Raw genomic sequence first — 17,657 nt, 5'->3', positions numbered from 1 at the left:
CATGGAGAACCTGTTCTATTTCTCCGATCTGTTCGGCGTCGCCGTCTTCGCCATCACGGGTGCGCTGATGGCCGGGCGCAAGTCCATGGACCTGTTCGGCGTGCTCGTAATCGCCATCGTCACCGCCCTGGGCGGTGGCACCCTGCGCGACCTGATCCTCGACAACCACCCGGTCAGTTGGATCCGCGACGACACCTACATCCTGGTCGCCTCCCTGGCGGCGGTCGGGACGGTAGCCTGGGTGCGCCTGACCCGGCCGATCCACGAGACCGGCCTGCTGGTGGCCGATGCCTTTGGCCTCGCCGTGTTTACCGTCATCGGTACCGAGGTAGCCCTGCAGCACCAGGTGCCGCTCAGTACCGCAGTGATCATGGGCGTCATGACTGGCGTGGCCGGTGGCGTGATGCGTGACGTGATCTGTAACGAGATTCCGCTGATCTTCCACAAGGAAATCTACGCCACGGCCTGCATCCTCGGCTCCCTGGTGTTCATCGCCCTCCGTGAACTGGGAACGCCGCATTGGCTGGATACCGGACTCTCCATGCTGGTGGTGTTGTTCACCCGCCTGGCGGCGATCCGCTGGCACCTGTCGTTGCCCCGTTTCCACCTTCTGGACCGATACACATGATCGAACGTCTCGACCATCTGGTTCTCACTGTCGCCGATATCCCACGTACCGTTGCGTTCTATGAGCGGGTGCTGGGGATGCGCCACGAAACCTTTGGCCAGGGGCGCAGTGCCCTGGTCTTCGGCCAACAGAAATTCAACCTGCATCAGGTCGGCCGCGAGTTCGAGCCGAAGGCCGCCCGACCCACGGCTGGGGCGATCGATCTCTGCCTGATCACACGATGGCCGTTGGACAGGGTGCTGGCGCACCTGAAAGCGCAGAAGATCGACGTGGAGGAGGGGCCGGTCGCACGGACCGGGACATTGGGGCCCATCGAGTCGGTGTACTTCCGCGATCCCGATGGCAACCTGATCGAGGTCAGCCGCTACTCGGAGGCAAACGGCTGACTCATGTTCAGTGGTGGTGGGGCATCTGCTCTTCCGCAGCGGGGCCGACCACTACTTCCACTTCGACCTTGCCGGCTTTTTCGAATTCCAGGGTCAGGGGGAAGCGCTCGCCGTCCACCAGCGGCTCTTTGAGACCCATCAGCATCACGTGATTGCCGTTGGGCTTGAATTCCACCTTGCCGCCCGCCGGGATGGCGATGGAATCCAGATGCTGCATCTTCATCATTTCACCGATCTGGACCGTGGTGTGCAGCATGGCGCTGCCCGCCTTGGGCGTCTGTACGCCAACCAGCCGGTCGTTTTCTTCGCCCTTGTTGACGATGGTGAAATAAGCGGCGCCCGCCGGTGCGTTGGGCGGCAGCGCGCGCGACCAGGGATGATCGATTTCCAGTGAGCCCACTTCGAATTCATGGGCCGGGGCAACGCCGCAGAACAGTGCCAGCGCCGTGGTAGCCAATAGACGAAATCGCATCTTGCCTGCGCTCCTTGAAGTCCGTGGTTGAGAACCGGCGCAACCTTAGCACGTGTGGCCGTCCACATGGATGCGACCGGGTAGCGCAGAAATCTGCTTTTTGCGCACTGATGCGTTCCACTGGCCGGCTGGACGCCTACGGACCTTGAGCTAGGGTGAAGGGAGATATCGCGACAAGGAAGCCTTCATGCATGCACAGGTGTTGCCGTTCTGGCTGTCTGGACATCGCCTTGCGGTTACCCTGGAAACAGTGGTCAGAGTCCTGCCAGCACTGGTCGGCACACCGCTGCCCGGTGCGCCGGCAACGGTCAGCGGATTGGTCAACGTGCGCGGCAGCATCCTGCCGGTGATCGATCTGGCGCGGCGTTTCGATTGGGATTCGCCGCCGGCCGCGCTCTGGCAACCCTACCTATGGTTGCAGACCCAACGGCGCCAACTGGTGGTGCCGGTGGACGCGGTGGAGACGGTCACCGTCTGCGTCGCCGAAGACTTCCAACCCGCCCCGCATCCCAGCGTTCCCAGCGAACTGCTGAGCGGCGTCGTGCGGACCGCCGAAGGGCTGCTGCTGATCCAGGATGTCGAGCGACTGCTCTCCGAGAGCGACGAAGCCTTGCTGGACAGCACCTTGCAGAAGCGGGAGTCCGCCGATGATACGCCCTGAGTCACAGGGGGCCGGCATCGTGCTCGATGCCCTGGTGCGCAAGGTTCACCGGCACCTGGGCAGCGACTATGGTGCACGACCGGATGAACTGCTCAAGCGCCTGCGCCTGCTGGCGCTGGAACAGGACATCGACAATCCGGCCGGATGGCTGGCCGAGCTGGCCGCCAGCGAGTGGGACGACGGCCGAATTCAAAGCCTGACGCCGGCGCTGACCGTCGGCGAGACCTACTTCCGCCGTGACCCGGACGTTTTCGACTGGCTGGCCTATGAGTTCCTGGCACCGCTACTGATGCGTCGCCGTCAGGAAGGTTCGCGCTACCTGCGGGTCTGGAGTGCGGGTTGCTGTACCGGCGAAGAGGCCTACAGCCTGCTGTTCCTGCTCGACGACCTGCTGGGCGCCGAACGTAAGCGCTGGAACCTCGAGCTGATCGCCAGCGACATCAATGCCGGCTTCCTGAGCGTGGCGGAGCAGGGGCGCTACGGCCGCAATGCGCTGCGCCACAACGACGAGCTGTTCACCACGCGTTTCTTCCAGCCCGAAGGGCGCGGTTGGCGAGTCAAACCGGCCTGGCGCGGACGCATCCGTTTCATCCGCTACAACCTGGCCAGTGGCGCCTTGCCTAACCCGAGCCAGGGCTTCGCCGGCCTGGACCTGATTCTCTGCCGCAACGTGCTGATGTACTTCTCTCCGGAACAGGCTACGAAGGCGCTGGAAGGCCTGCTCCGTTGCCTGAGCGACGATGGACTGCTGTTGCTCAGCGCGGTGGAGGCGGGCATCGCCACCCAGGCCGGGCTGCGCGGGCGCTGGGCGGCCAGCAACTACGCCCTGGTGCGGCAGCCGGCGAGCAGGCCGCACGTGGAGGCGGCGTACGAGACCTCCGCGCTTCGACCTCGTGCTCCGGTCCTTCCGCGCCCTCCGTCGACTCGGAGCGAGCCGGAGCGGCGGCCCATGGCGGTGCCGGTGCAATCGGAGAGTCATTGGACACAAGCCAGCGCGGCCTATGCCGGCGGCCATTACGACCAGGCCCGGCAGCACCTGCTCGACTACCTGTCGCTACCGGCCCTCGGTGTCGCCGACAAAAGCCGCGCCTGCCAGCTGATGGCGCGTTGCTGGGCCGACCAACAGCAGGCGGTCGAGGCCGAGAATTGGCTGCAACGTGCCCTGAGCCTGGAGCCGGACTCGGCGACCTGCTACTGGTTGCTGGCTTTACTCGCACACCAGAGCGGTTCCGCCAAGGCCGCCCGACAGGCCCTGCAGAAGGCCCTCTACCTGGATCCGGATTTCATCCTCGGACATTTCCTGCAGGCCCGCCTGATGCGTGAAGCCGGCAACCCGGCCGCTGCCGACAAGGCGTTGCAGGTGTGTCTGGAGCTGCTCGTCCGGTTGCCGGAGGACGCCCCGGTTCCCCATGGTGATGGCATGAGCGGCAGCCAGTTGCGGCGCCTGTGCGAACAACTCAGGGAGGAACAAGGCCGTGGCCAACCCCGATAACCGTGATGCGGCGGCCTGGACGCGCATCCGCCAAAGCCTCGACGAGCTGGAACGACGCATCGAAAGCGGCTTCGCCCTCAGTGCCGAGGAGCGCGAGCAACGCCTGCTGGCGCGTACCCGGGAATGGGCCCGGCGCCCGGAACAGGCGATGCCGGACGCGTTCCTGGAAGTCTTGGCGTTCAGCCTCGGCGGCGAGACCTATGCCGTGGAGAGCCGGCACGTGGCGGAGGTCCTGCCGCTTGCCCAGTACACCCCGCTACCCGGAACGCCCGCCTACGTGCTGGGCATCGTCAACGTGCGTGGGCGCATCGTCTCGGTGCTGGACCTGCGCATTCTCTTCGAACTGCCGGTCAGCGGGCTGGCCGACAAGAATTTCCTCGTCGTGCTGCAGGACGAGTCGATGGAGTTCGGTCTGCTGGTCGACCGGGTACTGGGCATCCAGCCCTTGGAGAAAGCCACCTTGCAGAGTGGCATGGCCAGCCTGACCGGTGTCCGGGCCAGCTATCTGCTCGGGGTGACACCGACGCAATGGACGGTACTGGATGGGGCGCGCTTGCTGGGCGATGCCAGCCTGCGCGTGGAAATCGATGGATAGGGCGCAAGGAGACATGAACATGCTCGATTACCTGATGAATCTGCGCATCGGCAGCAAGCTGGTTTTCGCTTTCGGTGCGTTGATTCTCGGCTTCGGCACTTTGATGTACAGCACCCTTGAGCGCTTCGTCGGGTTACAAGAGGCGGAGGAGGAGCAATTCAAGCGCAGCTTCGAGCGCATCTCGGCGGTGCAGGAGCTGCGCATCAATATCAATGCCCAGCGTGCCGAACTGCTGATGGCCATCAGTCAGGAAAGTGGCCCGCAGAGTGCCGAATACGAAGCGGAAATCCGCCGCATCACCGCAGAGAACAACCGGGTGGTGGAGCGTCTGCGTGCCGGCCTGAAGGATGACCAGGAGGGCCGCGAACTCCTCGAGCAGATCGAAGAAAACCGCGCGCTCAATGCCAGTGCGCGCGATAACCAGATCATTCCACTGATTCGTGAAGGTCGCATCGAAGAAGCACGGGCGCTGATCATGGGAATCCAGCTGGAGCGGATGAACAAGATCCATGCCCTCGGCCTGAAGCTGACTACGCTGACCGACCAACGTGTCGCCCAATCGCTGGAACGCTCTGGCGCCGTCCTCGAAGCACAGCGCGAGCGCGTGCTGATTCTCGGCCTCGCGCTGCTGGTGAGCGGTGCGCTGTTCGCCTGGCTGCTCAGCCAGCACATCGCCCGTCCCTTGTCGCGCCTGACCGGCTGGGCCGAGCAGATCGCCCGTGGCGAAATCCCCCGGGAAATCCCCGACAGCGCCCGCCAGGACGAAGTCGGGCGGCTCGGCCAAGCCTTCGTCAACATGAGCCAGTACCTGCGGGAACTGGTGACCGAGCTGAACGAAAGCACCTCCGTGCTGGCCTCGTCCAGCGAGGAGATTCTTGCGGCCACGGCGCAGACGGCCGCGGGCGCCCAGGAGACCGCGACCGCCATCAGCGAAATCGCCACCACCGTCGAAGAGGTCAAGCAGACCGCCGTGTTGTCCGGCAACAAGTCGCAGATGGTGGCGGAGAGCACCGAGCGCACCCGTCAGGTGGCCCAGGACGGGCGCCAGTCGGTGGAGGAAACGCTGCAGGGCATGAGCCAGATTCGCGAGCAGATGCAGGCGGTGGCGGAAAGCATCATGCGTCTCGGCGAGCAGAGCCAGATGATCGGCGAGATCGTCGCCTCGGTGGGTGACTTGGCCGAACAGTCCAACCTGCTGGGGGTCAACGCCTCCATCGAGGCGGTGAAAGCCGGTGAGGCTGGCAAGGGTTTCTCCGTGGTCGCCCAGGAAGTGAAGGCACTGGCCGACCAATCCAAGCAGGCGACGGCCCAAGTCCGGGGCATTCTTGGCGACATCCAGAAGGCCATGACCAAGGCCGTGCTGCTGGCCGAGCAAGGCAGCAAGGCGGTGGAAAGCGGCTACCAGCGCGCCCAGGCGGCCGGCGAGGCGATCCGTGCCCTGAGCCGGAACATCGAGGATTCCAGCGAAGTCGCGATGCAGATCGCCGCCACCAGCCAGCAGCAGATGATCGGTATGGACCAGGTGGTGAGTGCCATCGAAAGCATTCGCCAGGCCAGCCAGGACAACGTCGGCGGTGCTCGCCAAGTCGACCTGGCGGCGAAGAACCTTCACCAATTGGGCCTGAAGCTGAAAGGCCTGGCCGCCAAGTTCAAACTGTGAGCCCATCATGCCCCTTGATCGCGAGGCATTGCGGCAACGCCTACTGGCCAGCTTCCGGGTCGAGGCGGAGGAACGTCTCGGCGTCCTGGCCGCCGGGCTGGCCAACTGGCGCGAGGCGAGCGCCACCGCCGAGTCCATCGAATCCCTGTTCCGTGAAGTGCATAGCCTCAAGGGCGCTGCCAGGGCTGCCGGGTTGGGCGCCATCGAGCGCCTCTGCCATGCCTGGGAAAGCCTGCTCAGCGCGGCCCGTCATGGCCAACTGACGCTGACGCCGGAACGTGTCGAATTGTGCCGGTATGCCCTGCATGCCGTTCAGGGGCTGCAGGCCGGCCAGGAACTGGACGAAGACGATCAGGCCCAGTTGATCGAAAGCCTGGAAGCGGCCGCGGAAGGCGAGGCGGTAGTCCTGCCGGAGAACGCGCCGCCTGTGCAGAGCACCGCCATGCCAGCCGACCCGGCGACCGTGCGGGTCTCCGCCCCGCGTCTGGATGCCTTGCTGTTCCAGAGCGAAACCCTGCTCCAGCACAAGCTCGAGGCGCAGGCTCATGCACGGGCCCTGAAGGCGCTTGCCGACAGCTTCCAGCCGCAACGCGCCCGGCAACTGCTCGGCCAGGAAACCCTGAAGCCCCTGCGTGCCGGCCTGGATGAGCTGGCCCCCAGCCTGCGCGATGCACTGAAGAACCTGCTCGACTATGTGGACTGGAGTCTGGCGCAGCTCGATCGCCAGCATTTCGAGGCCGTCCGCCTGGTCAAGGCGGGGCAGCATCTGGCCTTGGGACTGGCACAGCTCTCGGAGAACCTGCGCGAAGGGCTGGAAGACGTCCTCCTGCTGTCCGGCCGCAGCCTCCTGGAAGGCCTGCCGGCCATGGCCCAGGACCTCGCCGCCCAGGCCGGCAAGCGTCTGGAACTGCACATGCGCGGCGAGACTCTACAGATCGACAAGCGCATTCTCGATGAGCTGCGACCGGTCGTCACCCACCTGCTGCGCAACGCCGTCGACCATGGGATCGAGCCGCCCGACGTGCGTACCGCACAGGGCAAGCCGGCAGTGGGGCGGATCGAGATCGAGCTGTTCCAGGAATCTGCCGACCGTTTCGAACTGCGGATACGCGACGACGGCCAGGGCATCGACGTCGAGCGGCTGAAGAAGCGTGCCGTGGAGCTCGGCCTGATGAACGACGAACAGGCGGCCGAGTTGTCTATCGGAGAGGCTCAGGCGCTGGTGTTCACCTCTGGCCTGTCGAGCAGCGCGATCATCACCGACCTGTCCGGGCGCGGCCTGGGTATGGCCATCGTGGAACAGGCGGTCGAACGGATCGGCGGGCATGTCGAGACGGAGTCCAGGCCGGGGCAGGGGACCTGCTTCCGCCTGCACCTACCGATCAGCCTGTCGATTTTCCGCGCGGTGATCGTGCGCGTGGCCGAGCGTGTATTTGCCGTCCCGGCCCTGGCCGTGGAGCGTTGTCTGCGTCTGCCGGACACGGCGATGAAGCGCCTGGAGAACCGGCCTTCGCTGGTGGTTGGCGAACAGGTACTGCCGGTCTGGACCCTCGCCGAAGTGCTGGGCCTGGAGCCGACACCGATAAATGGCAGCGAACTGCTGGCCTTGTTGCTCAAGGTGCGCGGAGATCGCTTCACGCTGCTGATCGACGAATTGCTGGGCGATCAGGAAATCAGCGTCAAGAACCTCGGACGGCAACTGATCCGCGTCCCCAACCTGCTGGGCGCCACGGTGCTGGGCGACGGCCGGTTGGTGCCGATCCTGCACCCCCAGGACCTCTACCAGAGCGCCTTGGGCACGACTGGTAGCGGTCCGGCCCTGGCCTCGCGGGAGGCGGCGGAGAAAAAGGTCCAGCGCCTGCTGATCGCCGAAGACTCCTTCACCTCCCGGGGCCTGTTGAAAACCATTCTGGAGGCGGCCGGCTATCAGGTCGCGACGGCCAACGACGGCCTGGAAGCCTGGAACGCCCTCAAGCAGGGCCAGTTCGACCTGCTGGTCTCGGATGTCGAAATGCCCCGCATGGACGGCTTCAGCCTGACCGCCCGGATTCGTGCCGACCGCGAGCTGTCCGAGCTGCCGGTGGTTCTGGTGACCGCCCTGCATTCCGCCGAAGACCGCGCCCGCGGGCTCGAAGCGGGCGCCAACGCCTATCTGGTGAAGAGTGGTTTCGAGCAGGAAACCTTGCTGGATGCCATTCGCCGGTTGATCTGACTGAGGGACGAGCGCATGCGTGTGCTGATCGTGGACGATTCACCGGTGCTGCGCCAACTGTTGCGGGCCATTCTCGAAAGCGAAGGCTGTGAGGTGATGGAGGCGGCCGATGGCGAGCAGGCCCTGGCGGTGCTGGCGCGTTTCACGCCCGACATCGTCACCATGGATGTGCATATGCCGGGCATGGACGGCTACGAAACCACGGCGCAGATACTCGAGCGCTATGCCTTGCCGGTGGTGGTCATCACCGCCAGCGCCAATCCCAAGGACTCGGAAACCGCCATCCGCGCCCTGGAGGCGGGCGCCCTGGCCGTGCTGGAAAAACCCGGCGGCCCCAGCGTCGAGGGGTTCCAGGAGCGCGTCGACGAGTTGCTGCGCACCCTGCGCAGCATGTCCAAGGTCAAGATTGTTCGTCGTTCGCGGCTCGCCGGCAAGGCCCGTAAAAAGCCGGCACCGGAGAAAGGCGGTGAGATAGCCATGGCCCCCGCGCTGATCGTCGCCATCGCCGCTTCCGCCGGCGGGCCGGTGGCGCTCAAGTCCCTGCTGCAGGCCGTACGGCCGCCGTGGCCGTGGCCCGTGGTGATCGTCCAGCACATCGCTGCGGGCTTCATGCCCAGCTTCCGCGACTGGCTGGCAGGTTTCACGCCGATCCCGGTCAGCCTCGCCGAGCAGGACCAGGCGTTGGCACCGAACCAGGTGTACCTAGTACCCGACGGTTTCCACCTCGGTTTCAACGCGAATCGTCGCGTATTCCTGGACGATGCGCCTCCCGAGGATTACATCCGGCCTTCGGCGAACTATCTTTTCCGTTCGTTGGCCCGGCATTTCGGCCGGCACACGATTGCCATCCAACTGTCGGGAATGGGACGGGACGGTGCGGATGGGTTGGCGGAACTGTTCCGGGCCGGGGCCCTGACCCTGGTCCAGGAACCTTCCAGCGCGGTGATCGACTCCATGCCCCGGGCGGCGCTGGCAGTCGCGCGATACGTGCTTCCCCCCAAGGAAATCGCCGAGAGGTTGAACCGGCTCGCGGCGCAGACAAGTCCGGTTGTCCAGGGCAACAAGGAGTAAGCCATGTACAGCAACGCGGAAATCCTCGTCGTCGAGGACAGCCCGACCCAGGCGACGGAGCTTCAATACCTGCTGGAGTCCGCCGGCTGCAAAGTGAGGGTCGCGCATAACGGCGTCGAAGCCCTGGCCAGCATCGCCGAGCGTCGCCCGACCATCGTCATCAGCGACATCGTGATGCCGGAAATGGACGGCTACGAACTCTGCCGTCGTCTCAAGAGCCAGCCCGAAACCCAGTTCATCCCGGTGATCCTGGTGACCTCGCTGGCGGATGCCCGCGACGTCGTGCACGGCCTGGCCTCGGGCGCCGACAACTTCATCGTCAAGCCTTTCGACGAGAAGTACCTGATGTCGCGCATCCGCTATTTCCTGGTCAACCTCGAACTGCGCAACCATGAACGGGTGCAAATGGGTGTCGAGGTGGTGCTGGAGGGCGAGCGGCATTTCATCACCGCGAGCCGGCAACAGATTCTCGACCTGCTGATATCCACCTATGAGCAGGGCGTGCGGCTGAATCATGAACTGCAGGCCAAGCATGACGAACTGGCGAAGACCAACTCGGTACTCAACAGCCTGTTCCACTTCACCACCGGCCTGACCGACGCGCAGAGCGAGCAGAGCGTCATCGAGGCCGCGCTCAAGCGCATTCTCAGCTTCCCGGATGCCAAGGGCGCCTGGCTGCTGCTCTGCGACCCCAAGGACCCACGCGAAACCGTGCGGGTCGGCGGCGCCTATGGCAAGGGGCGCGACTACTCGCTCGAAAACCTGGCGCGCTGTGCCGCCAACTGCCCCTGCCGGCACGCCTGGTTCAGCGACCGGCTCAACACGCCGAGCAACATCCTCGGTTGCCCGGCGCTGGAGCGGGTGGGCGACGGATACCATGCCAGCATCCCGCTGGTGCTCGGCAGCGAGACCATCGGCATGCTCAATGTGGTGCACAGCGGAGCGCAGGAGTGGCCGAAGGATGCGCTGAACGCCCTGGCTTCGATCGGCCGCCAACTGGCCATGGCACTGGGCCGGGCGCGGTTGTTCGAAAGCATGGAGCAACTGGTCGAGCAGCGCACCCTGGCCCTGCAACAGAGCGAGGCGCTGCTGCGCAAGATCCTCGACAGCCTGCCGGTGGGTGTCTTCGTCGCCGACAAGGACGGCCGGCTGATCATGAGCAACCCGGAGAGCAGCCTGATCTGGGGCGGCAACATGCCGGCCGGGCTGGAAAGCTATGGGCAATACAAGGGGCGATGGGCGGAAACCGGTGAGCCGCTGTCCGGCGAGGACTGGGCCATGGTACGCGCGGTGCGCAACGGCAAAGTCTTGCGCAACGAAGTCATCGACATCGAAACCTTCAACGGCGAGCACAAGACCATCCTCAACTCGGCGGTGCCTTTCCTCGATAGCGGCGACGTGGTCCAGGGTGCCATCGTCGTCATCCAGGACATCACCGCCCAGCGCCAGCGCGACCTGGACATTCGCATCCGCACCCGCGCCATCGAAGCCAGCGTCAATGCCATCGTCATCACCGACAACGAACAGCCGGACCAGCCGATCGTCTACGTCAACCCGGCGTTCGAACGCATCACCGGCTACAGCGCCGACGAAGTGCTGGGACGCAACTGCCGCTTCCTGCAGGGCGAGAACCGGCAGCAGCCGGAACTGGAAAGCATCCGCCGGGCGCTGCGCGCCGAGGAGGAGGGCGGCACCCTGTTGCGCAACTACCGCAAGGACGGCTCCGAGTTCTGGAACGACCTCAAGGTGGCGCCGGTGATCAACGACCGGGGCAAGGTCAGCCATTTCGTCGGCATTCTCGACGACGTCACCGCCGGCAAGCGCTACCAGGAAGAACTCGAACACCAGGCCAACCACGACAGCCTCACCGGGCTGCCCAACCGCAACCTGCTGCACGACCGCATCCGCCAGGCCATCGCCTTCGCCAGTCGCGACGGCACCTCCTTCACCCTGGCCTTCCTCGACATCGACCATTTCAAGCTGATCAACGATGGTATGGGCCATAACGCCGGCGACCAACTGTTGCGCATGGTCGCCGCCCGCCTGCTGGAAAACGTCGGCGAGGTGGATACCGTCGCGCGCCTGGGCGGCGACGAATTCATCATCCTGTTGGCCCATACCGACCAGCTCGACAAGCAGATCGCCTGGCTCGAACACCTCAAGGAGCGCATCGCCGAGCCCATGGAGCTGGAAGGCCAGGAGCTGGTGGTGAGCTGCAGCATCGGCTTCTGCTGCTTCCCCAGCGATGGGCGAGACGCCGGCACGCTGCTGCGCAACGCCGACACCGCCATGTACCAGGCCAAGCACCAGGGGAGAAACCGCATCTGCGCCTTCATGCCGGAGATGAACGCCCAGGTGCAGAAGCGCCTCGAGCTGGAGCGGGATGTCCGCTATGCCCTCCAACACAGCGAATACCTGGTCGTCTACCAGCCCCAACTCGACCTGCACAACGGCCGCCTGTGTGGCTTCGAGGCTCTGGTGCGCTGGAGCCGCAAGGGAAAGATCGTGCCGCCCATGGACTTCATCCCGTTGGCGGAGGAAACCGGCTGGATCGTCGCCATCGACTTCTATGTACTCGAAGCGGTATGCCACCAGTTGCACCAGTGGCGCAGCGATCTGCCGCGCGACCTCGCCATCGCGGTGAACTTCTCGGCGATTAGCTTCATGGAAGCCAACTACGTCGCCCGGGTGGCGGAAATCCTCACCCGGACCGGCACTTCGCCGCGGCTGATCAAGATCGAGATGACCGAAAGCATCCTGATGAACAACGCCGAGGACGTGCTGCTCAAGATGCAGCAGCTCAGTGCCCTGGGCATCCGCTTCTCCATCGACGACTTCGGCACCGGCTACTCCTCGCTGGGCTACCTCAAACGCTTCCCCTTCGCCCAGCTGAAGATCGATCGCAGTTTCGTCGCCGACGTGCTGACCGAGCCAGACAGCGCCTCGCTGACCCGCTCGATGATCTCCATCGGCCACAACTTCGGTATCCGGGTGATCGCCGAGGGCGTGGAGAGCGCCGAGCAGCTCAGCTTCCTGCGCCGTGCCGGCTGCGACGAGTTGCAAGGCTACTTCTACTCACCGCCGCTTCCGGCCCAGGCTTGCCTGCAATTCCTGCAGAGCGGCGGCCTGCTCTCGTTGCCGGAACGTATCCTCGACAGCGCCGAGCACTACCTGCTGATCGTCGGCAACGAGGCCAACAGCCTGTCGATCCTGCAACGCGAGCTGGGCCTGGAAAGCTACCAGTTGCTCATCGCCGGCAGCGGCATGGAAGCCTTCCGCCTGCTGGCCACCAACCCGGTCGACGTGATCCTGACCGACCTGCGCCTGACCGATACCAACGGCGTCGACCTGCTGCGCCGGGTCCGTGTCATCTACCCCGACATCGTGCGCATGGCCCTGAGCAACAGCAGCGAAGTGCCGAGCATCCTCAAGGCCATCAACTCGGGCATCATCCACCGTTTCATCAGCAAACCCTGGGAACCGGACGACCTGCGCCACCAACTGCGCGACGCCTTCCACCTGCGCGAACTGCAGCGGGAAAACCAGCGGATGCGCCAGCAGTTGAGGATTTCCAATGAGTGAGGCAGCCAGTGCGAGCCGTCAACGGTGGGGCGTAGCGATGAAACTGGGCGTGTTAGAAGCGAGCTCTGCTCGCGAATTGTTTGCGCAAAAGCTTCGCCAGAAAAGCGGCTATGCTTGCGGCGTTCGTCATCGAGCCCGACAAGGAGATGCACAGGATGGGATGCCCGCACGTGTGTTCCGGCGCCACACTGCAATGCAGCTTCGGCGCCGCACCCGCGACGCTCAACGTGCTGCCGGTGAACCGGACGCTGATCGGCGGCATGCCGGCGGCGAACATCATGGACTACATCCCGCTGGTCAACATCACCACCTTCGGCATGTGCCAGAGCCTCGCCAATCCCACCGTCGCAGCGGCCACCGCCGCGGCCATGGGCGCGTTGACGCCCATGCCTTGCATTCCCGCCACCGCCACGCCCTGGATTCCGGGGGCACCGACCCTGTTGCTCGGCAACATGCCAGCGCTGGATGCCAATAGCTCGCTGATGTGTACCTGGGCCGGGGTGATCAAGGTCGTCTACCCCGGACAGGTGCAGATGCTGATTCCCTAGACCCGGATTGCGCCGACGCTTATCCGGGACGAAACACCACGTGTAGGGGTGAATTTATTCGCCGGCTTCAGCGCAACCAGCGTTTCAACAAGCCGCCTCCAGCCTCCTCCATCGGCCGCGTTCCAAACCACGGCAGGCTGTCCAGCGGTACCCACAGCTTGCCTTGCCATTCCAGCAGGCTCACCCGCTGCGAGGCCCAGGTCATTTGGGTGCGGCGGGGCTGTTGCGTATCGGCCGAGAAGGCATCGCGCAGAGCCGGGATCACCTCCACGTTGAGCCAGCGGCGCAGGCTGCGGTTTTCCGGGTGAGGGAAGCGCCCAAGGGCGCGGTAGATGCCGGATTCGTTGATGACCTGTGCCTCTTCTTCGCCGCCGCTGGCGTGGAGGAAGTGAACGGTACGAATCTGATCGTCCTCCATCAGCCGGCTGATTCGCTCCGGATGGCGATGCCCCAGGAGGCGGCAGAAGTCGCGGGCGTCGAACCAGGGTTGGTTGTCGATCATCACGCCACGCAGTGGGCGGTTGTAGCGGAGGAAGGTAAGGGGAGTGAAATCTCGATCCATGTGGTGCTCCTATTCGATCCAAGGAAATCACCACGCTTCGCTGTCAATCGAAGGGTGGCGAATCGCGCAGGGTTGACAGACCGGGGAATAGGAGCCCGGCAGACCCGAGGGTCTCCCCACGCGATCCGCCATGACGCTGCATAAACCTGCATACGTGCGGGGGCCTGCAAAAACATACGCCGTTTTCGCATGCACCTCTGGCGCAATCGCGCCTATTCCTTCGGGCTGTCAAACCCGGCCACGGATTGACCGTGGCCGGCGCAGAATAGGTCGGGATGCGGGGAAGAACAAGCGGGAGCGCCGTGCGCTCGCGTTTTTTGGAGCCAGTCGAACCTCGATGCCGGAAGCGCTTCCCGGATTGCGCCGACGCTTATACGGGCTACGGCGCACCACGTGGAGGGGCGAATTCGGGCTTCGCTTTTGTAGGAGCGAGCTCTGCTCGCGAATTTCCTTGCACAAAAGCTTCGCCAGCAGAGCTGGCTCCTACAAAAAACGGGAAACGCCTATACCTCGGAGGCCTCGCCCCAACGCCGCCACCACCAGATGAGGCGGGACACCGGCTTGCCGTCGTCGTCCAGCGGGCGGCCGTCTTCGGCGAAACCCTGTTTCGGTTCGACCAGCACGCCTTGCCGATAGGTGCAGCGCAATGCCGTGCGACCGTTGGCATGGAACCGCTGGTAAAGCCCGTGCAACTGCCCGGTGTGATAGTGCTCCAGCTCGGCCAAGGTGCCGTCGCTGAAGTAGGTCTTCACTTCGCCGTGGAGCAGCCCATCGCGGTAGTTGGCCTGGCGTAGCAGCCAACCCTGTTCGGCATAGAAGCTGGCCGGGCCGTGCAGGCGGTCGTTGGCGTAGTTCAGGCGCGCCGAGGGTTTGCCGTTGGGGTGCAACATCACCAGAGGGCCGTGCAGAGCGCCCTGGCGGTAGCTGAGGGTGGCCAGCGGCCGGCCGCTGTCGTCGATGCGCACCGGTCCATCCAGCTCGCCGTCCATGAGCGTGCCGTTCAACTGCGCGTCGCCCCGACGCAAGGTGACATTTCCGGAGGGTTTGCCGTCTTGCATCTCAGTTCACCTTGATCAGCCCGCCCTTGATGGTCAGCATGCCGCCGCCGTCCACCGTCTGCTCGGCGCCGCCCTTGTTGGTCAGGCTGACGCCGGCGTCGTTGGTCAGCGTAGTCCCGGCCTTGTTGTCCAGCGAGGTGCCCGCCTGGTTGGTAATGGATGTACCGGCCTTGTCGGTGAGCGCCATGCCGGCCTGGGTGGTGAGGTTGGCGTCGCTCTTGGCGGTAAAGTCGCCGCCGCTCTGTAAGGTGAGGGTGCCGGTCACCTTGATGGTCAGGTTGCCGTCCACCGTCAGCTCGTAATTGCCGCTGACGGTGTGGCTGTAATTTCCGCCGGTGCTGTGAGTCTGGTCGCCGCCCACCTTGACGGTGCGGGTGTCCTTCACGTCCAGGGTGTCGCTGCCGGTCTGTATGGTCACCGTGCGCTTGCCCTTTTCCAGGGTGATGGTTTCGTCGCCTTCCTTCACCGTGCGGGTGCGGGCGTTCTGCACCGTCAGGGTTTCGTCGTGGCCGATGGTGGCGGTGCTGTCGTTGAGCACGTTGACCTTCATGTCCTTCTGCGCCTGGAGGAAGACTTCCTCGGCATCCTTCTTGTCCTCGAAGCGCAGCTCGTTGAAGCCGCCACCACCCTTGCTGGAGTTGGTCTTGATGCCGGACTGGGTCTGGTTTGTCGGCAGGGCATAGGGCAGGGTGTTGTCGCCGTTGTAGACGCAGCCGGTGACCAGCGGGCGATCCGGATCGCCATCGATGAAGGTGACGATCACTTCCTGGCCGATACGCGGGATGAACTGCATGCCGAAGCCCTTGCCACTCCAGGGCAGCACCACGCGTACCCAGCAGGAGGCGGTTTCGTCGTTCTGGCCGTCGCGGTCCCAGGGGAACTGGATCTTGATGCGGCCGTGTTCGTCGGTCCAGATTTCCTCCCCGGCCTTGCCCACCACGACAGCGGTCTGGGTGTGCATGCGCGGCTTGGGCGTGACCCGTGGCGGGCGGTAGGCGGTGGCCTTGGGGATGGCCTCGAAGCGGTTGCGGTAGTGCTCGTGGCTGGCGTCGTGAATCACTGAAGTCACCACCCAGTCGATGTTCAACGTCGTATCGTCATGCCCGGCGAGGGTGAACCAGTGGCCGGGCACCAGCCAGCGGCAATCGCTTTCGCCGATGAAGCGCTTTTCCTGGGCACGCAGCGCATCGACCCGCAGCTTGCCCAATGCGTCGCCCCGCGCCTTGGCGGAGTAGCCGCCCGGGTGCTCGTAGACGGAAAAGCTCCCGGCCACCGCCTCGGCCTGGCCATACAGCGATGTGGTCGGCGTAGTGAACTCATAATCCGTCGCTCGATATCCGCCGGCCACCGCCTGCAAACACAACTGCCCGGAGCGGATGCCATGCAACTCTCGCTCCCCCGGCCGCTGGCCGATGTAGTTCACCGTGGTGGCGTTGGGGCAGGGCGGAAAGGCGTCGTTGCTATCGCCCAGCACCAGTGTGTGCTTGCCCGCCTCGTGGGTGAAAAACCAGAAAATGCCTTCTTCCTCCAGCAGCCGCGAGACGAAGGCGAAGTCCGTCTCGCCGTACTGCACGCAGTATTCACGCGGGCTGTAGCTGCCGGTCAGCTTTAATTCGTAATCGCTGAAGCCATGACCGTCGAACACGGCGGTGACGATCTCGTCGGTGGTCTTGTTCTGGAACACCCGGTTGTTGCTGGCTAGCGTCAGCCACCAGAGCCAGGGGCGCAGGACCAACTGGTAGCGGTCGGCGGTGGCATCGGCGGGGAGCTGGTGGACCTCGGCGACCAAGGCGTCGAGGGGGCGCTGGTTGGCGTCGTTGTGGATAGTGGCGGTGGCATGGGTAGCGATGGCATCTGCCAGGGTGAGTGCCGTGGCGCTGTAGCCGCCCAGTGCCAGGTTGCCGAGAGTGTTCAGGGATTCGCTGCCGGACAAGGTTTCCGGATACAGGTCTGCCAATGCCGAGGCGGTCAGGGAAAGGCTGGTGGTGGTGTCGGTGGGACGGGGCATCCAGAGTCTCGACTATCCGTGTGGGAGCAGGATTTTTGTCAGTGTGGCCAGGTTCAGGATTTGACCTCGAAAAGAATGGGGCGGTGGTCTGGTCCGCTCATGTCGAATTCATTACCCATACCGGTTATGTCGACAGGTTTCACCTGGACATTGGGTGAGGCGAGAACCCAATCGAGGATGCCCCCCTTTGCTTGGGTGGCTTGACCGTTCCAGCACTCGTAGCCAATACCCGGCGGGTTGAGCTTCTTGAGATTGGCATACTCGTAATTCAAATCACCGGTGACGACCCAATTCCCATCCAAGGCCGTGCAGTTCATCAATTGGCTTTGGGTCAGGTTGGTCTGCCCGGATTTAAAGTGTGCGAGAAATACATATCCGGTATACCCGTCGACTCCGGTTGCATACACCGCGATGAGTTCTCTATTGAGCCCCTTCAGGTTTCCTTGGGCAACGACCTCAATCCGCTGGAAAGCTTTCGTCATCACGATGTAGCCATTCGAGTACCCCCCTGCAAAAGCTGAAACGTTGTAGCTTGGATATCTATCACTCAAGTTCGACCGATAGTTTTCAAGCTGCCCGGAGTGCACCTCGCAAATGAAGACGAGGTCTGCGTCCCAATATTTATTTGAGCAGCAGTTGTCGATAAACGTATCGACTTGGCTCTGTTTGATGTCGGTGGAGGAAAGCCCGTTCTTCTCAACGTTAAAACTGCCTATTTTCAT

15 protein-coding genes are annotated in these 17,657 nt (G+C 64.1%); 10 read left to right on the top strand and 5 right to left on the bottom strand.

Annotated elements, in window-relative coordinates:
- The first annotated feature begins 1 nt into the window (after position 1).
- Positions 2-628 carry a trimeric intracellular cation channel family protein gene (locus tag BZL41_RS04835; protein WP_095598246.1) on the top strand — a complete coding sequence of 209 codons (627 nt, stop codon included), beginning with the start codon at positions 2-4 and terminating at the stop codon, positions 626-628.
- A complete protein-coding gene (locus BZL41_RS04830) occupies positions 625-1,014 on the top strand; it encodes a VOC family protein (protein ID WP_095598245.1) in 390 nt (129 codons plus the stop codon). The genes BZL41_RS04835 and BZL41_RS04830 overlap by 4 nt, the downstream gene beginning before the upstream one ends.
- A gap of 7 nt (positions 1,015-1,021) precedes the next feature.
- On the opposite strand, the gene BZL41_RS04825 is transcribed toward BZL41_RS04830, so the two are convergent.
- Positions 1,022-1,486, bottom strand: coding sequence for a copper chaperone PCu(A)C (locus BZL41_RS04825; RefSeq protein WP_095598244.1), 465 nt, complete (start codon positions 1,484-1,486; stop codon positions 1,022-1,024).
- Between the two features lie 187 nt (positions 1,487-1,673).
- On the opposite strand from BZL41_RS04825, the gene BZL41_RS04820 reads away from it, so the two are divergent.
- The 8 genes from BZL41_RS04820 (at position 1,674) to BZL41_RS04785 (ending at position 13,307) form a co-directional block, all read left to right on the top strand.
- Positions 1,674-2,147 carry a chemotaxis protein CheW gene (locus BZL41_RS04820; RefSeq protein ID WP_095598243.1) on the top strand — a complete coding sequence of 158 codons (474 nt, stop codon included), beginning with the start codon at positions 1,674-1,676 and terminating at the stop codon, positions 2,145-2,147.
- Complete coding sequence (locus BZL41_RS04815) at positions 2,134-3,639, top strand: CheR family methyltransferase (RefSeq protein WP_168190948.1); 1,506 nt, start codon at positions 2,134-2,136, stop codon at positions 3,637-3,639. Before BZL41_RS04820 ends, BZL41_RS04815 begins: the two co-directional genes overlap by 14 nt.
- A complete protein-coding gene (locus BZL41_RS04810; RefSeq protein WP_095598241.1) occupies positions 3,623-4,234 on the top strand; it encodes a chemotaxis protein CheW in 612 nt (203 codons plus the stop codon). Before BZL41_RS04815 ends, BZL41_RS04810 begins: the two co-directional genes overlap by 17 nt.
- A gap of 19 nt (positions 4,235-4,253) precedes the next feature.
- A complete protein-coding gene (locus BZL41_RS04805) occupies positions 4,254-5,894 on the top strand; it encodes a methyl-accepting chemotaxis protein (RefSeq protein WP_095598240.1) in 1,641 nt (546 codons plus the stop codon).
- Positions 5,895-5,901: 7 nt separating this feature from the next.
- Positions 5,902-8,106, top strand: coding sequence for a response regulator (locus tag BZL41_RS04800; RefSeq protein WP_095598239.1), 2,205 nt, complete (start codon positions 5,902-5,904; stop codon positions 8,104-8,106).
- A 15-nt stretch (positions 8,107-8,121) separates the two neighbouring features.
- On the top strand, positions 8,122-9,177 hold the full coding sequence (locus BZL41_RS04795; protein WP_095598238.1) for a chemotaxis protein CheB: 1,056 nt from the start codon (positions 8,122-8,124) through the stop codon (positions 9,175-9,177).
- A 3-nt stretch (positions 9,178-9,180) separates the two neighbouring features.
- Entirely contained in the window at positions 9,181-12,759 is a 3,579-nt protein-coding gene (locus BZL41_RS04790) for an EAL domain-containing protein (RefSeq protein WP_095598237.1), read from the top strand.
- A gap of 155 nt (positions 12,760-12,914) precedes the next feature.
- A complete protein-coding gene (locus BZL41_RS04785) occupies positions 12,915-13,307 on the top strand; it encodes a DUF4280 domain-containing protein (protein WP_095598258.1) in 393 nt (130 codons plus the stop codon).
- A gap of 67 nt (positions 13,308-13,374) precedes the next feature.
- Here BZL41_RS04785 and BZL41_RS04780 read toward each other — a convergent pair whose 3' ends face one another.
- The 4 genes from BZL41_RS04780 to BZL41_RS04765 all read right to left on the bottom strand — a co-directional run bounded on the left by BZL41_RS04780 (position 13,375) and on the right by BZL41_RS04765 (position 17,657).
- The gene (locus BZL41_RS04780) at positions 13,375-13,869 is read right to left on the bottom strand and encodes a BRO family protein (RefSeq protein WP_174706132.1); all 495 of its coding nucleotides are present in this window, start codon (positions 13,867-13,869) and stop codon (positions 13,375-13,377) included.
- Between the two features lie 503 nt (positions 13,870-14,372).
- The gene (locus BZL41_RS04775) at positions 14,373-14,927 is read right to left on the bottom strand and encodes a toxin-antitoxin system YwqK family antitoxin (RefSeq protein WP_095598236.1); all 555 of its coding nucleotides are present in this window, start codon (positions 14,925-14,927) and stop codon (positions 14,373-14,375) included.
- A gap of 1 nt (position 14,928) precedes the next feature.
- Complete coding sequence (tssI, locus tag BZL41_RS04770) at positions 14,929-16,935, bottom strand: type VI secretion system tip protein VgrG (RefSeq protein WP_095598235.1); 2,007 nt, start codon at positions 16,933-16,935, stop codon at positions 14,929-14,931.
- A 53-nt stretch (positions 16,936-16,988) separates the two neighbouring features.
- Positions 16,989-17,657, bottom strand: a complete 669-nt coding sequence (locus BZL41_RS04765) for an endonuclease/exonuclease/phosphatase family protein (protein ID WP_095598234.1) — start codon at positions 17,655-17,657, stop codon at positions 16,989-16,991.

The sequence above is a fragment of the Pseudomonas sp. PIC25 genome (genome assembly GCF_002286785.1).
In the GTDB taxonomy this organism is placed as follows: Bacteria; Pseudomonadota; Gammaproteobacteria; order Pseudomonadales; family Pseudomonadaceae; genus Pseudomonas_M.
The sequence above is the reverse complement of the archived record's forward strand: the minus strand, read 5'-3'. Positions and strand labels throughout refer to the sequence as shown.

What these genes read in the sequence shown, in the direction of transcription:
- BZL41_RS04835 (WP_095598246.1), top strand. Translation starts at nt 2, where the DNA reads ATGGAGAACCTGTTCTATTTCTCCGATCTGTTCGGCGTCGCCGTCTTC.
- BZL41_RS04830 (WP_095598245.1), top strand. Translation starts at nt 625, where the DNA reads ATGATCGAACGTCTCGACCATCTGGTTCTCACTGTCGCCGATATCCCA.
- BZL41_RS04825 (WP_095598244.1), bottom strand. Translation starts at nt 1,486, where the DNA reads ATGCGATTTCGTCTATTGGCTACCACGGCGCTGGCACTGTTCTGCGGC.
- BZL41_RS04820 (WP_095598243.1), top strand. Translation starts at nt 1,674, where the DNA reads ATGCATGCACAGGTGTTGCCGTTCTGGCTGTCTGGACATCGCCTTGCG.
- BZL41_RS04815 (WP_168190948.1), top strand. Translation starts at nt 2,134, where the DNA reads ATGATACGCCCTGAGTCACAGGGGGCCGGCATCGTGCTCGATGCCCTG.
- BZL41_RS04805 (WP_095598240.1), top strand. Translation starts at nt 4,254, where the DNA reads ATGCTCGATTACCTGATGAATCTGCGCATCGGCAGCAAGCTGGTTTTC.
- BZL41_RS04800 (WP_095598239.1), top strand. Translation starts at nt 5,902, where the DNA reads ATGCCCCTTGATCGCGAGGCATTGCGGCAACGCCTACTGGCCAGCTTC.
- BZL41_RS04795 (WP_095598238.1), top strand. Translation starts at nt 8,122, where the DNA reads ATGCGTGTGCTGATCGTGGACGATTCACCGGTGCTGCGCCAACTGTTG.
- BZL41_RS04790 (WP_095598237.1), top strand. Translation starts at nt 9,181, where the DNA reads ATGTACAGCAACGCGGAAATCCTCGTCGTCGAGGACAGCCCGACCCAG.
- BZL41_RS04785 (WP_095598258.1), top strand. Translation starts at nt 12,915, where the DNA reads ATGGGATGCCCGCACGTGTGTTCCGGCGCCACACTGCAATGCAGCTTC.
- BZL41_RS04780 (WP_174706132.1), bottom strand. Translation starts at nt 13,869, where the DNA reads ATGGATCGAGATTTCACTCCCCTTACCTTCCTCCGCTACAACCGCCCA.
- BZL41_RS04775 (WP_095598236.1), bottom strand. Translation starts at nt 14,927, where the DNA reads ATGCAAGACGGCAAACCCTCCGGAAATGTCACCTTGCGTCGGGGCGAC.
- tssI (WP_095598235.1), bottom strand. Translation starts at nt 16,935, where the DNA reads ATGCCCCGTCCCACCGACACCACCACCAGCCTTTCCCTGACCGCCTCG.
- BZL41_RS04765 (WP_095598234.1), bottom strand. Translation starts at nt 17,657, where the DNA reads ATGAAAATAGGCAGTTTTAACGTTGAGAAGAACGGGCTTTCCTCCACC.